Raw genomic sequence first — 13,580 nt, 5'->3', positions numbered from 1 at the left:
GGGCGATTGTACGGACGGTGAGGATGCCATCGCTGAAGAAAGACTTTGTGTTAAGAAAATTGGAAGTGCGGTATACAGTGCGATGCTGAGTAAGCAAAGCCTGGAGTTAACAGGTAAATTAACCGTTGTTGGAGAAATTAAATATTTTTTATAGTCCATATAAATATAATTCCTTTATGGTATTCATTTTACGAATGAATATTATGAATGGCTGGAATTATATTTTTTAAAATTTTTTAAATGAACTTAATAATATATTAACCAGGGGAGATCTCCCCCTGGTTATTTTTAAAACTTAAAGTTACAGCTTAGCGAAACAACGACGAGCGGCATCGATGGTGCGCTGAATATCTTCCGGCGTATGCGCGAGAGACATAAAGCCTGCTTCGAAGGCGGAAGGGGCCAGGTAAACGCCTTCTTCCAGCATCAGATGGAAGAACTTTTTGAAACGCTCAACGTCGCATTTCATCACGTCCTGATAGCAGGTCACGGTTTCTGTATCGGTGAAGAACAGCCCGAACATGCCGCCGACGTGGTTCACCACGAACGGAATATTTTCTTTTTGTGCCGCGTCCAGCAAGCCTTCGGCCAGTTGGGTGGTGCGTTCGGTCAGGGTCTGATGTACGCCCGGTTGCGCGACCTGCGTCAGGCAGGCAATACCGGCCGCCATGGCAATCGGGTTACCGGAAAGCGTGCCTGCCTGATAAACCGGACCGGTCGGTGCCAGCGCTTCCATCACGTCGCGGCGTCCGCCAAATGCGCCCACCGGCATGCCGCCGCCGATGATTTTACCCAGACAGGTCAGGTCAGGCATCACATCGTAATACTCCTGAGCACCACCCAGTGCGACGCGGAAACCGGTCATCACTTCGTCGATGATCAACAGTGCGCCAAATTCATCACAAATTGCGCGCAGACCCGGCAGGAATTCCGGTAATGGCGGCACGCAGTTCATGTTGCCTGCGACCGGCTCCACGATGATGCAGGCGATGTCGTCAGGGAATTGCTCGAATGCAGCACGGACGGAATCGAGATCGTTATAGGTACAGGTCAGCGTATGTTTGGCGAAATCAGCCGGGACACCCGGCGAGTTCGGCTGGCCGAGGGTCAGCGCGCCGGAACCGGCTTTCACCAGCAGGCAGTCGGCGTGGCCGTGATAGCAGCCTTCGAATTTAACGATTTTATCGCGATGGGTGAAACCACGCGCCAGACGGATCGCGCTCATCGTCGCTTCGGTGCCGGAGTTCACCATACGCACCATGTCCATGCTAGGCACCAGGCCGGTCACCAGTTCGGCCATTTTCACTTCCATCTCGGTCGGTGCACCAAAGCTCAGGCCGCGCTCAGCCGCCTCAATCACCGCATTGCGGATTTCGGCGTTGTTATGGCCAAGCACCATCGGCCCCCATGAACCCACGTAGTCAATGTAGGCTTTACCATCGGCATCAAACAGGAAAGCGCCGTCAGCGCGCGCGATGAATAAGGGGACGCCGCCAACGCCGGAGAAGGCACGTACCGGCGAGTTAACACCGCCCGGGATTAGCGCTTGCGCCTGCGTGAACAGACTTTCTGACTTACTCATTATTCGGCTCCTGAATTGCTGGGTTCAATATGTCACGGAAAGATTAATGCGCCCATTCTAGTGAACTGAGCGGCGTTATCAAACCGCTAACCGTGCGGCATTTTGTTGCAGATCCTGTCAGGACGCCAATTTGTATGATTAAATCCATCCATCTTCCATAACATTTTTTATATTTCCCTTTCTGAGATGAATGAATCAGACACTGAAATTTTAGCGGATGCGCCCGTGCGCGGCCCGCGCAAACGCAGCGAAATCCTGCGCCTTTTGCTGCGTCGTGATAAAACGCCGGTCACCATTTTGCTGGTCGCCGCAGTGGTCGGTACGGTTGCCGGCTTACTCGGCGTGGCTTTTGAGAAAGCAGTGAACTGGGTGATGGCGGTCCGGCTTGCCGGGCTGGGCGTCTTCAATGATTACTGGATCCTGCTGTGGCCGCTGACATTTGTGTTTTCTGCCGCGCTGGCGATGGTCGGCTATTATCTGGTCCGGTGTTATGCGCCTGAAGCGGGCGGTTCGGGGATCCCTGAAATCGAAGGCGCACTGGAGGAATTACGGCCGGTGCGCTGGTGGCGGGTGATCCCGGTGAAATTCTTTGGCGGCATGGGCACGCTGGGTGCGGGTATGGTGCTGGGAAGGGAAGGGCCAACCGTGCAGATGGGCGCGAATGTCGGGAAAATGATGGTCGATATTTTCCGGCTGCGCAGCGCGGAGGCGCGGCATTCGTTGCTGGCTACCGGCGCGGCGGCCGGGCTTTCTGCGGCATTTAACGCACCGCTCGCCGGTATCCTGTTCATTCTCGAAGAGATGCGCCTGCAGTTCCGTTACAGCCTGATCTCGATAAAAGCGGTGTTTATCGGCGTGATCATGTCGAGTATCGTTTTCCGTATTTTTAACGGCGACGGCGCGGTGATTGAAGTCGGCAGGCTGGCGAGTGCGCCGCTCAATACGCTGTGGTTGTATCTGGTGCTGGGCATGGTCTTTGGTGTGGTCGGCGTCAGTTTCAATGCGCTGATTTTCCGCACACAGGATATGTTTGCCCGTGTGCATGGCGGAAATCTGCGAAAAATCCTGATCATCGGCGGCATGTTGGGCGGATTCTGCGGCCTGCTCGGGCTGGTGCATCAGGAAGTCACCGGTGGCGGATTTGCGTTGATCCCGCTGGCGGCGGCAGGAAAATACAGCCTGATGATGTTGCTGGTGATCTTTGTTGTCCGGGTGGTGACTACGCTGCTGTGCTTTGCCTCGGGCGCACCGGGCGGGATTTTCGCTCCGATGCTGGCGCTGGGCACTTTGCTCGGCACCGCATTCGGCACCGCCGCGCTGGCGTGGTTTCCGCAATATGGTATTCAGCCTGCCACCTTTGCCATCGCCGGGATGGGCGCGTTATTTGCCGCCAGCGTGCGTGCACCGCTGACGGGTATCGTGCTGGTACTGGAGATGACCGATAATTATCAGCTGATTTTACCGATGATCATTACCTGCCTGGGCGCGACCCTGCTGGCGCAGTTTCTGGGGGGTAAGCCCTTGTATTCCGCCATATTGACCCGCACCTTACAGAGGCAGGAACGTGAGAACGCGGAAAAAGCGCAGGGTGAGATCGCCGCTGAAGGCATCAATAAGCAGGACAGCGCAGCCAAAAATGCCCATACTTGAAGCATTAACTCAGGTATAAGATAATGAGTATATTATTCAGACAGTCAATCCGGCGGCCTGAACAAATGCGGATTGGGAGTGAGAAATTATGAGTGAAGCATTGTTGAATGAAACAACCGCGTTGCCGTTACAGTTTACTGAGGCCGCGGCGCGTAAGGTGAAAAACCTGATTTCCGACGAAGAAAACCCGAACCTGAAACTGCGCGTGTACATCACCGGCGGCGGTTGCAGCGGATTCCAGTACGGTTTCACCTTTGATGACAAAATTAATGACGGCGACATGACCATCGAAAAAGCCGGTGTGGCGCTGGTGGTTGACCCGATGAGCCTGCAATATCTGGTTGGCGGTTCGGTGGATTATACCGAAGGTCTGGAAGGTTCACGTTTTGTGGTGACCAACCCGAATGCAAAAACGACATGCGGTTGCGGTTCTTCCTTTAGTATCTAAATATCCGTCTTAAAGAAAAAGCCCGTTTGCTATGCAGACGGGCTTTTTTTATGTTGAAACCGTGGGTGTGAACAGGGTTCTCAGGTAAGTGAGCATTCACAAGGGGGTTACCATTCGACAGTCACCAGCTTCGAACCGATGCTAATTCCCGGCACGGCATTAAGCATGATTTCGCTGATATGCGGTTGCATCATCGTGCGGCTGGCGCAGATGACGGAAGTGCCTGTGCGCGCAGCATCAATCTTGCAACCCGGCAGGATGGTCAGGCTGACGCCAATCTGGCCGCCCGCCATGCCCGCAACAGCAGACAGCGGGTTCAGTGCGAGCAGCGCACTGAGTAAAAGAGCTTTCATTATTGTTATTCCTGCTGGTGTAGTTCAACAAAATCAGCCTGGCTGAAAAGGTTATCGGTCTAAATTTTACGGCCTTTAATCCAGATTTCTTATGATCGGGAAATAAGTCACGTTTTTATCGTGTATCGCGCCGTTATTCTTATTATTTCGCTTGTAATACAAAGAGATAATCTTAAGTCGAGGGCTGGCAACGTACGTAGGATTTTACGCCGGACATGTTACCAGATGACAGGGCAGAATTATTGATTTCGGTTAATAAACCAACAATTCGGAAAAGCGCCATGCCGGTATTTCGCGGGGGCATGGCTAAATAGTTAGTGAGCATTCACCTCTCAGGCAAGGCTGCAAGCTGAGGGCAAAGTTGTTGTGCGGCAAGAAGAATACGTGGCCCGGCGCGGCTGAACCAGTCAGGATCCAGTGCGATAACCTGCGCGCTGAGCATGGAACGCCAGTAATCCTCGATCACCTGTTTTTGTGATTTTCCGCCCGATATAACAATAACCTGAGGATGACGGCTTAAAACCTGTTCCCGGCTGACCTGAGGCCAGGGCACACGACTGTCGGCGAAAATATTTTTTGCACCACAGACGTTAAGCACTTCACTTTGCATTGTGGTCGCGGCGGCAGTAAACAGCGGCTGGGTGCCGAACTGAATAAAGGCAGAAACCGGCTTTTGGCGATGATATTTCAGCTTCAGCGTCTGCCATTGCTGGCGAAAATCAGCAGCGGCGCGTTTTGCGCTTTCCGGAGAAGGGCTGTACGCCGCAAGTTGTTCCAGCGCTTGTGCCACCTGTTCCGCATTTTGCGGATCAAGATAGATAACGTGGATACCCAGCGAAATCAGCTGATCCAGCGGACGTTGCGGGTTACCGCCACGCCAGGCGAGGACTACATCAGGTTTCAGCGTCACAATACGTTCGACGTTAATTCCCTGCCAGTTCGCCACCTGCTCAAGCTTGCTGGCCTGTGGCGGATAATCGGAGTAAGCACTAACTCCGATTACCCGGTCGCCCAGACCGGCGGCAAATGCCAGTTCTGTCAGATTGGGTGCTAGACTGATCACCCGTTGGGCCGGCGCCGCAGTTGCTGCCACAGGCAGCAGCAGGCAACTCAGTATGAGGCCGAACCGGCGCATCATTATTCTTCGCCAGCCGCCAGCGCTGTCAGCATCGCATCTACCATCAGGGTGGATTGCTGTGCGGCAACCACCAGGAATTCTTCAAAGCTCAGGTGGGATTCACCATCAGCAACATCAGAAATTGCGCGAACGACCACGAACGGGGTACCGAACAGGTGGCAAACGTGACCGATAGCCGCGGCTTCCATTTCGACAGCAGCAACATTCGGGAAGGTTGCGCGGATACGTGCCAGAGGCGCTGCGCCATTGATGAACGCATCGCCACTGCAAACCAGACCGCGTACGGCGTTCAGGTTGAGTTCACGGATACAGTTTTCTGCCAGTTCAATCAGCGCCGGATCAGCAGTGAACGCAGGCGGGCAACCGGCCATCTGGCCCGGTTCATAGCCAAACGCGGTGACGTCAGCATCGTGATAACGCACTTCATCAGACACGACGATATCACCGACTTTCAGGGTTTTCGCCAGCCCGCCTGCGGAACCGGTATTGATCACCACGTCAGGACGGCAATGTTCCAGCAGCAATGTGGTGCCCATGGCGGCAGACACTTTACCAATGCCGGATTTAAGCAGCGCCACGTCCACACCGTTTAACTGGCCAGTATAGATTTCGCAGCCTGCGCGTTCGATAGTCTGACGGTTGATAATCTTGTCGCGCAGCAGGGTCACTTCCTGCTCCATTGCACCGATAATGCCTACTTTCATATGAATACTCGCAGATGTGGTTGGAATGAGCCGCAGCGTGTGCGGAATTGACGGTTTAATCACGAAAACAATGTGCGATAGTCTATCATGGCTAAAGGTAAGAAATAATCCGTTTGGGGTGCAGGTTGTTACTGCAAAAAGCGCGTCGGTTTGATGTGTGAGTGGCTGAAAAGGTGGGAAATCATGTCCGGGATCGATTTTAAAACGAAATTCAATTTTCAGCGTCCTTTCAGCGCCCCGATCGAGGCACGCGATGACTATGATGTCGTCCGTCAGTTCGAAAGCGATCGCGGGCGCATTATCAACTCGGCTGCCATCCGCCGTCTGCAACAAAAGACTCAGGTTTTTCCGCTGGAGAAAAATGCTGCCGTCCGCAGTCGTCTGACCCATTCCCTTGAAGTTCAGCAGGTTGGTCGTCACATCGCCAAAGAGATCCTCCACCGTTTGCGCAGGCAGAACAAGCTTGAGGCTTACGGGCTGGACGAGGTGACCGATCCCTTTGAAAGCGTGGTAGAAATGGCGTGCCTGATGCACGACATCGGTAATCCGCCATTTGGCCATTTTGGTGAATCCGCCATTAACAACTGGTTTGCTAAGCGGATGGACACCGCCGGTTGCGGCGAAACACCACAGGAAACGGATGCCTGTCTGGTGACGTGTTTGCGCCTGACGCCAGACGATGCTGAACTGAACCAGCTGCGCAGTAAAATCCGCTACGACCTGTCTAATTTTGAAGGCAATGCGCAGGCCATCCGGCTGGTCTTCACCTTGCTGAAACTCAATCTGACTTACAGCCAGACCGCCTGCATTCTGAAATATACCCGCCCTGCGTATTCAATGACTAAACTTCCTTCACATGATTACCTGATGAAAAAACCGGGTTTTTATCTGGCGGAAGAGCCGTTCATCAAAAAACTGCGCAGTGAACTCGGGCTGGGTGAATTTAACCGCTTTCCGCTTACCTACATTATGGAAGCGGCCGATGATATTTCTTACTGCATTGCCGATCTGGAAGATGCGGTTGAGAAAAGTATTTTCAGCGTGGAACAGCTTTATAATTATCTGTGCCGTGAGTGGGGCGCGATAGAGAAAAATGACTTCTTCGATAAAGTGGTTCGCACTGCTTACGAGAAAATGGATAAAGCGAAAACGTTCCGTAATCCGGTGGATTACTTCTTTATGGAGCTGCGCGTTCAGACAGTGAAACAACTGGTGCCGCATGCTGCCCGCCGGTTCATTGATAATATAGAAGATATTTATCAGGGCACCTTTAATCATGCGTTGCTGGAAGATGACAGCCAGGCCAACCGGTTGTTAGAGATTTATAAAGCGGTGGCCTTCAAACAGGTATTCAATCATCACGAAGTGGAGGAGCTGGAATTACAAGGCTATCGGGTGATCAGCGGATTACTTGATATTTATAGCCCGTTGCTGGATATGCCATTGACCGATTTTAACCAGCTAGTTCAGGAGGATACGCACAGGAAATATCCGATTGAAACCCGTCTGCTGCATAAGATTTCAGCCAAACATCGTCTGGCTTACAACAATGCCGTGGCGGCGCTGGAAGGATTACCGGTCGCGGAACATGCCGCGCAGGAGTTTTATTACCGTGCGCGAATGATTCAGGATTATATCAGCGGAATGACTGACCTTTATGCATACGATGAATACAGAAGACTCATGGCGGCTGAGTAATTTGTTTTAAAAAGACAAATTGAACTCTCTTTAATTTTCTTTACGGAACTGTTTGAAAAAACGCCATTTGTAAATGCTGACAATAATTTTTTACCATTGTCATTTCGACCCTGATGAACTTCACGCTATTAATACCATCTCAGTATCACGACTACCAAGCAATGCGACTATTTTGGTTGCCACAATAATTTTAAGAGATCCTGAAAAATGAAAAAATCGAGTTTATTCCTCAGCGCATTAGCGTTAAGCATCGGTATGGCAATGGCCCCGGTTTCTTCTGCACTGGCTGCTGAAACTGCGTCTTCCAGCACCAGCACCACTCAGCTTCCTAGCCTGGCACCTATGCTTGAAAAAGTGATGCCATCGGTGGTGAGCGTCAACGTTGAAGGCAGTGCGCCGGTAAAAACACCACGCATGGGTCAGCAGTTCCAGCAATTCTTTGGTCAGAATTCGCCGCTGTGCCAGGACGGTTCGCCGTTCCAGGGTTCTCCGGTGTGTCAGGGCGGCGGTCAGGGGCCTGACGGTCAGCCTGCGCCTGAACAGAAAGAAGATTTCCGCGCGCTGGGTTCCGGCGTCATCATTGATGCCGACAAAGGTTATGTGGTCACCAACAACCACGTCGTTGATAACGCAACCAAAATCAGCGTACAGCTGAACGATGGCCGTAAGTTCGACGCCAAAGTCATCGGCAAGGACCCGCGTTCTGATATCGCGGTGATTCAGTTACAGAATGCGAAAAACCTGACGGCCATTAAGATGGCGGATTCCGAACAACTGCGTGTGGGCGATTACACCGTGGCTATCGGTAACCCGTATGGTCTGGGCGAAACCGTGACTTCCGGTATCGTTTCTGCACTGGGTCGTTCCGGCCTGAATATTGAGAACTACGAAAACTTCATCCAGACGGATGCCGCGATCAACCGCGGTAACTCCGGTGGTGCGCTGGTGAACCTGAATGGTGAACTGATTGGCCTTAACACGGCGATCCTGGCACCGGACGGCGGCAACATCGGTATCGGTTTTGCGATCCCAAGTAACATGGTGAAAAACCTGTCCAAACAAATGATCGAATTCGGTCAGGTGAAACGCGGCGAACTGGGCATTATGGGGACCGAGCTGAACTCTGAACTGGCGAAAGCCATGAAAGTTGACGCACAGCGCGGTGCATTCATCAGTCAGGTCATGCCGAAATCTGCCGCAGAGAAAGCAGGCATTAAAGCCGGTGACGTGATCCTGAGCATGAACGGTAAACCGATCAGCAGCTTCGCCTCGTTCCGTGCTGATATCGGCACCCTGCCAATCGGCACCAAAGTGACGCTCGGCCTGCTGCGTGAAGGCAAACCGATGAACGTTGACGTGACCATTGAGCAAAGCACTCAGACATCGAAAATCGAATCCGGCAACATTTATACCGGCATCGAAGGGGCTGAACTGAGTAACGGTGCGGCAGGTGATCAGAAAGGTGTGAAAGTCGATGAAGTGAAGCCGGGTTCAACGGCGGCGCGCATCGGCCTGAAAAAAGGCGACGTCATTTTGGGTGTGAACCAGCAGAAAGTGACCAATCTGGGCGAGCTGCGTAAAATTCTCGACACCAAACCAAACGTTCTGGCGCTGGATATTCAGCGTGGTGATACCTCAATTTACCTGCTGGCGCAGTAATTTCCGCCTGCTATACCTCACACAAAGCACGCTCCGGCGTGCTTTTTTTTGCCTGTCTTTCAGGGACTCTCATCAATCATGTGGATTTTGCCGGGCCGGTTGGGCATTTGCTTAAAAATGTGATATTCCCCGCAACTTCAATAGGTGCTTTCGCTCTTTGGGCATTTGCATAATGTATGGGCATCGCGGCCTGAGTATGCTGTTTTAACAACGATAAAACAGCAAGGCAGGGGTTCCATGTCGGCATATCATCTCGATGCAAAGCTGGCGCAACAAATTGTTGCCCGCACAATGCAAATTATTGATAGTAATGTGAATGTCATGGATGGTCGCGGACGGATTATCGGCAGCGGCGATGATCAGCGTCTTGGTGAATTGCACGAAGGCGCACTGCTGGCGATTTCGCAGGAGCGCATTGTCGACATCGACGAGGGCGTTGCACGGCATTTGCACGGTGTACGTCCGGGCATCAACCTGCCGTTGCGTATCGACGGTCAGATCGTGGGCGTTATCGGCCTGACGGGCAATCCGTCCCAGTTGCGTCAGTATGGCGAGCTGGTGTGTATGACCGCCGAAATGATGCTCGAACAGGCGCGTCTGCTGCACATGCTGGCGCAGGACAGCCGTCTGCGGGAAGAACTGGTGCTTAACCTGATTCGTGTGGATGAACTCTCTCCGGCGCTGATGGAGTGGGCGCAGCGTCTGGGCATCGACCTCAACCGGCCACGTGTCGCGGCGGTGGTGGAAGTCGACAGCGGACAGCTCGGTGTGGACTCTGCCATGGCAGAACTGCAACAACTGCAAACTTTACTGACCACGCCGGAGCGTGACAACCTGATCGCTATCGTTTCCCTCACCGAAATGGTGGTGCTGAAACCGGCCCTGAACAGCTACGATCGCTGGGATCCGGAGGGCCACCGCCAGCGCATTGATCATCTGCTGTCGCGCATGACCGAAACTGGTCGTCTGCGCGTGCGCATTTCCCTTGGCAACTTTTTTACCGGCCCTGGCAGCATCGCCCGTTCTTATCGCACCGCACGTACCACCATGAGTGTGGGCAAACAGCGGATGCCGGAACAGCGGTGTTACTTCTATCAGGATCTGATCTTACCCGTGCTGCTCGACAGCCTGCGTGGCGGCTGGCAGGCCGATGAACTGGTGCGTCCGCTGGCGCGTCTGAAAGCGACGGATGGCAACGGATTACTGCGCCGCACACTGACGTCGTGGTTCCACCATAATGTTCAGCCGACCGCTACGTCTAAGGCACTGTATATTCATCGTAATACGCTGGAATATCGCCTCAACCGTATCTCGGAATTAACCGGCCTGGATCTGGGGAACTTCGACGATCGTTTATTGCTGTACGTGGCCCTGCAATTAGATAACAACCATCTGTGACCGCCATCACAGCCGTTTCATTTTTTGTGAAACAACTCGCACGTCGCTGGGCATTTGCCTCAGGATAAATGCAAAGGGCTATTTATGCTTGGTTGATTGCCCAATGAGTAAAGGGAATGTTGTTCATATACTGGCTGCGTTCCTTCCTCTCTGAACCCTACAGTTCTGTGAATGGAATGACTTTTATCTCTGTTTAGAGGCGTTGTCATTAATTCCGGAGAACACCATGGAAACTACCGTTTCAGCAGCCAGTGCCGTCAAAAAAAGAACTAACGCGCGCTACTGGATAGTGGTGATGTTATTTATTGTCACCTCATTTAATTACGGCGATCGTGCCACGTTATCCATTGCCGGTTCGGCGATGGCCAAAGATATCGGGCTGGATTCCGTCGGGATGGGTTATATCTTCTCGGCATTTTCCTGGGCGTATGTCATCGGGCAAATACCCGGTGGCTGGCTGCTCGATAAATTCGGTTCGAAAAAAGTTTATTTCTACAGCATTTTCATCTGGTCGTTATTCACCCTGCTGCAAGGCTTTGTCGATGTCTTCAGCGGCTTCGGCATTGTGGTATCGCTGTTTGCTTTACGTTTTCTGGTTGGCCTGGCCGAAGCGCCGTCCTTCCCCGGCAACAGCCGTATCGTCGCAGCCTGGTTCCCGGCTCAGGAACGTGGCACCGCAGTCTCTATTTTTAACTCAGCGCAGTACTTCGCCACGGTTATTTTCGCCCCGATCATGGGCTGGCTGACGCACGAAGTGGGCTGGTCACACGTCTTCTTCTTCATGGGCGGTCTGGGGATCGTGCTGAGTTTCATCTGGCTGAAAGTGATCCACGATCCGAAAGATCATCCGGGCGTAAATCAGGCCGAACTTGATTACATGGAAGCCGGTGGTGCGCTGATCAATATGGATCAGAAAATCACCAAAAAAGCCGTCGTAAAAGGCGAAAAAACCTTCCAGATGAAACAGTTACTGAAATCCCGCATGATGATTGGCATTTACATCGGCCAGTACTGCATCAACGCGCTGACCTATTTCTTCATCACCTGGTTCCCGGTGTATCTGGTTCAGGCGCGCGGTATGTCGATACTTAAAGCGGGCATGGTGGCCTCAGTACCGGCGATTTGCGGATTCCTCGGCGGCGTACTGGGTGGAATTATCTCCGACTGGCTGATGCGCAGAACCAGCAACCTGACACTGTCGCGCAAGGCTCCGATTGTGATCGGTATGCTGTTGTCGATGTCGATGATTTTCTGCAACTACGTCGATACCGAATGGATGGTGGTTGGCATTATGGCATTCGCCTTCTTCGGTAAAGGTCTGGGTGCGCTGGGCTGGGCGGTAATGGCCGATACCGCACCGAAAGAAATCAGCGGGCTGAGCGGCGGATTGTTCAACATGTTCGGTAACGTCTCCGGCATCATCACGCCGATCGCTATCGGCTACATTATCGGGACCACCGGTTCCTTCAACGGCGCGCTGATTTATGTCGGCATCCACGCACTGCTCGCCGTTGTCAGTTACGTGTTTATTGTCGGAAAAATCGAACGTATTCAGCTTCGCCCGTACCACGGTACAGGCACAGTAAAAGGGGAAAGATGATGAGTACGCAATCCTCACCGGTTATCACGGATATGCAGGTCATTCCTGTGGCAGGGCATGACAGCATGCTGATGAATATTGGTGGCGCGCACGGTGCTTACTTCACCCGCAATATCGTTATCCTCAAGGACAGCGCCGGGAACACCGGTGTCGGCGAAGCGCCGGGCGGGGAGGTGATTTACAACACGCTGGTGGAGGCCATTGCTCAGGTGAAAGGCCAGGAAGTGGCGCGCATGAACCGGCTGGTGCATCAGATCCACGTCGGCAATCAGTCATCGGATTTTGACTCTTTCGGTAAAGGTGCATGGACGTTCGAACTGCGCGTCAACGCCGTCGCCGCACTGGAAGCCGCGCTGCTGGATCTGATGGGCAAATTCCTCGGCGTGCCGGTGTGTGAACTGCTCGGGCCGGGCAAACAGCGGGACGAAGTCACGGTGCTCGGTTATCTGTTTTATATCGGTGACCGGCAGAAAACCGATTTGCCGTATCAGGAAGGGGAACGCAGCCATCACGACTGGTATCACCTGCGTCATCAGGAAGCGATGAACAGTGAGGCGGTAGTGCGGCTGGCCGAAGCGGCGCAGGATCGCTATGGCTTCAAAGATTTCAAACTCAAAGGCGGCGTGCTGCCGGGCGAGCAGGAGATCGAGGCGGTTAAAGCACTGGCAAAACGCTTCCCGGATGCGCGGATCACGGTTGATCCGAACGGCGCGTGGCTGCTGGATGAAGCAATCGACCTGTGCAAAGACCTGCACGGTATCCTCAGCTATGCCGAAGATCCGTGCGGTGCGGAGCAGGGTTTTTCCGGCCGCGAAGTGATGGCGGAATTCCGCCGTGCCACCGGTTTGCCGGTCGCCACAAACATGATTGCCACTAACTGGCGCGAGATGCAGCACGCGGTGATGTTGCAGTCGGTGGATATTCCGCTGGCGGATCCGCATTTCTGGACCATGCATGGCGCGGTGCGGGTCGCACAACTTTGTGATGAGTGGGGCCTGACGTGGGGCTGCCATTCGAATAACCATTTCGACATTTCGCTGGCGATGTTTACCCATGTCGGTGCAGCCGTACCGGGTAAACCGACAGCGATAGATACGCACTGGATCTGGCAGGAAGGCAACCAGCGCCTGACCAAAGAGCCGCTGCAAATTGTGAACGGGAAAATCAAAGTGCCTGAAAAACCGGGGCTGGGCGTGGAGATCGATATGGATCAAATCCATCGCGCCCACGAGCTGCACCGGAAACTGCCGACCGGTGCGCGCAACGATGCCGCCGCGATGCAGTATCTGATCCCCGGCTGGACATTCGATCGCAAGCGCCCGGCACTGGGGCGTGGTTAACGGAATCTGA

11 protein-coding genes are annotated in these 13,580 nt (G+C 53.3%); 7 read left to right on the top strand and 4 right to left on the bottom strand.

Translation table 11 applies throughout. The features are described 5' to 3' along the window. Window positions 1-301 precede the first annotated feature (301 nt). Entirely contained in the window at window positions 302-1,582 is a 1,281-nt protein-coding gene (hemL, locus tag LC431_RS00650) for a glutamate-1-semialdehyde 2,1-aminomutase (protein ID WP_112150934.1), read from the bottom strand. Between the two features lie 186 nt (window positions 1,583-1,768). Between hemL and clcA the strand changes: the two genes are divergently transcribed. Next, window positions 1,769-3,232, top strand: a complete 1,464-nt coding sequence (gene clcA, locus LC431_RS00645) for a H(+)/Cl(-) exchange transporter ClcA (RefSeq protein WP_013576933.1) — start codon at window positions 1,769-1,771, stop codon at window positions 3,230-3,232. An 88-nt stretch (window positions 3,233-3,320) separates the two neighbouring features. Next, window positions 3,321-3,680, top strand: a complete 360-nt coding sequence (gene erpA / locus LC431_RS00640) for an iron-sulfur cluster insertion protein ErpA (protein ID WP_013576932.1) — start codon at window positions 3,321-3,323, stop codon at window positions 3,678-3,680. A gap of 107 nt (window positions 3,681-3,787) precedes the next feature. Here erpA and LC431_RS00635 read toward each other — a convergent pair whose 3' ends face one another. From LC431_RS00635 to mtnN, 3 genes are all read right to left on the bottom strand, one after another. Continuing rightward, window positions 3,788-4,033 (bottom strand): hypothetical protein, encoded by a 246-nt coding sequence (locus LC431_RS00635; protein ID WP_223509131.1) that lies wholly within the window; start codon window positions 4,031-4,033, stop codon window positions 3,788-3,790. Between the two features lie 325 nt (window positions 4,034-4,358). After that, entirely contained in the window at window positions 4,359-5,171 is an 813-nt protein-coding gene (gene btuF / locus LC431_RS00630; protein ID WP_223509130.1) for a vitamin B12 ABC transporter substrate-binding protein BtuF, read from the bottom strand. Then, window positions 5,171-5,875 (bottom strand): 5'-methylthioadenosine/S-adenosylhomocysteine nucleosidase, encoded by a 705-nt coding sequence (mtnN, locus tag LC431_RS00625; RefSeq protein ID WP_013576929.1) that lies wholly within the window; start codon window positions 5,873-5,875, stop codon window positions 5,171-5,173. The genes btuF and mtnN overlap by 1 nt, the downstream gene beginning before the upstream one ends. Before the next feature lie 183 nt (window positions 5,876-6,058). On the opposite strand from mtnN, the gene dgt reads away from it, so the two are divergent. The 5 genes from dgt (at window position 6,059) to LC431_RS00600 (ending at window position 13,570) form a co-directional block, all read left to right on the top strand. Continuing rightward, window positions 6,059-7,573: a dGTPase gene (dgt, locus tag LC431_RS00620; RefSeq protein WP_013576928.1), complete on the top strand. Its 1,515-nt coding sequence runs from the start codon at window positions 6,059-6,061 to the stop codon at window positions 7,571-7,573. Between the two features lie 207 nt (window positions 7,574-7,780). Beyond that, the gene (gene degP / locus LC431_RS00615; RefSeq protein WP_013576927.1) at window positions 7,781-9,232 is read left to right on the top strand and encodes a serine endoprotease DegP; all 1,452 of its coding nucleotides are present in this window, start codon (window positions 7,781-7,783) and stop codon (window positions 9,230-9,232) included. Between the two features lie 237 nt (window positions 9,233-9,469). After that, window positions 9,470-10,630 (top strand): CdaR family transcriptional regulator, encoded by a 1,161-nt coding sequence (locus LC431_RS00610; RefSeq protein WP_013576926.1) that lies wholly within the window; start codon window positions 9,470-9,472, stop codon window positions 10,628-10,630. Window positions 10,631-10,856: 226 nt separating this feature from the next. Beyond that, a complete protein-coding gene (locus LC431_RS00605) occupies window positions 10,857-12,230 on the top strand; it encodes an MFS transporter (RefSeq protein WP_013576925.1) in 1,374 nt (457 codons plus the stop codon). Then, window positions 12,227-13,570, top strand: a complete 1,344-nt coding sequence (locus LC431_RS00600; protein ID WP_013576924.1) for an enolase C-terminal domain-like protein — start codon at window positions 12,227-12,229, stop codon at window positions 13,568-13,570. Before LC431_RS00605 ends, LC431_RS00600 begins: the two co-directional genes overlap by 4 nt. Window positions 13,571-13,580 lie beyond the last annotated feature (10 nt).

Origin of the sequence: Rahnella sp. GSA61A, assembly GCF_019969905.1 — a bacterium.
Taxonomy (GTDB): domain Bacteria; phylum Pseudomonadota; class Gammaproteobacteria; order Enterobacterales; family Enterobacteriaceae; genus Rahnella; species Rahnella aceris.
The sequence above is the reverse complement of the archived record's forward strand: the minus strand, read 5'-3'. Positions and strand labels throughout refer to the sequence as shown.

What these genes read in the sequence shown, in the direction of transcription:
- dgt (WP_013576928.1), top strand. Translation starts at nt 6,059, where the DNA reads ATGTCCGGGATCGATTTTAAAACGAAATTCAATTTTCAGCGTCCTTTC.
- LC431_RS00600 (WP_013576924.1), top strand. Translation starts at nt 12,227, where the DNA reads ATGATGAGTACGCAATCCTCACCGGTTATCACGGATATGCAGGTCATT.
- btuF (WP_223509130.1), bottom strand. Translation starts at nt 5,171, where the DNA reads ATGATGCGCCGGTTCGGCCTCATACTGAGTTGCCTGCTGCTGCCTGTG.
- hemL (WP_112150934.1), bottom strand. Translation starts at nt 1,582, where the DNA reads ATGAGTAAGTCAGAAAGTCTGTTCACGCAGGCGCAAGCGCTAATCCCG.
- degP (WP_013576927.1), top strand. Translation starts at nt 7,781, where the DNA reads ATGAAAAAATCGAGTTTATTCCTCAGCGCATTAGCGTTAAGCATCGGT.
- LC431_RS00605 (WP_013576925.1), top strand. Translation starts at nt 10,857, where the DNA reads ATGGAAACTACCGTTTCAGCAGCCAGTGCCGTCAAAAAAAGAACTAAC.
- LC431_RS00610 (WP_013576926.1), top strand. Translation starts at nt 9,470, where the DNA reads ATGTCGGCATATCATCTCGATGCAAAGCTGGCGCAACAAATTGTTGCC.
- LC431_RS00635 (WP_223509131.1), bottom strand. Translation starts at nt 4,033, where the DNA reads ATGAAAGCTCTTTTACTCAGTGCGCTGCTCGCACTGAACCCGCTGTCT.
- mtnN (WP_013576929.1), bottom strand. Translation starts at nt 5,875, where the DNA reads ATGAAAGTAGGCATTATCGGTGCAATGGAGCAGGAAGTGACCCTGCTG.
- clcA (WP_013576933.1), top strand. Translation starts at nt 1,769, where the DNA reads ATGAATGAATCAGACACTGAAATTTTAGCGGATGCGCCCGTGCGCGGC.
- erpA (WP_013576932.1), top strand. Translation starts at nt 3,321, where the DNA reads ATGAGTGAAGCATTGTTGAATGAAACAACCGCGTTGCCGTTACAGTTT.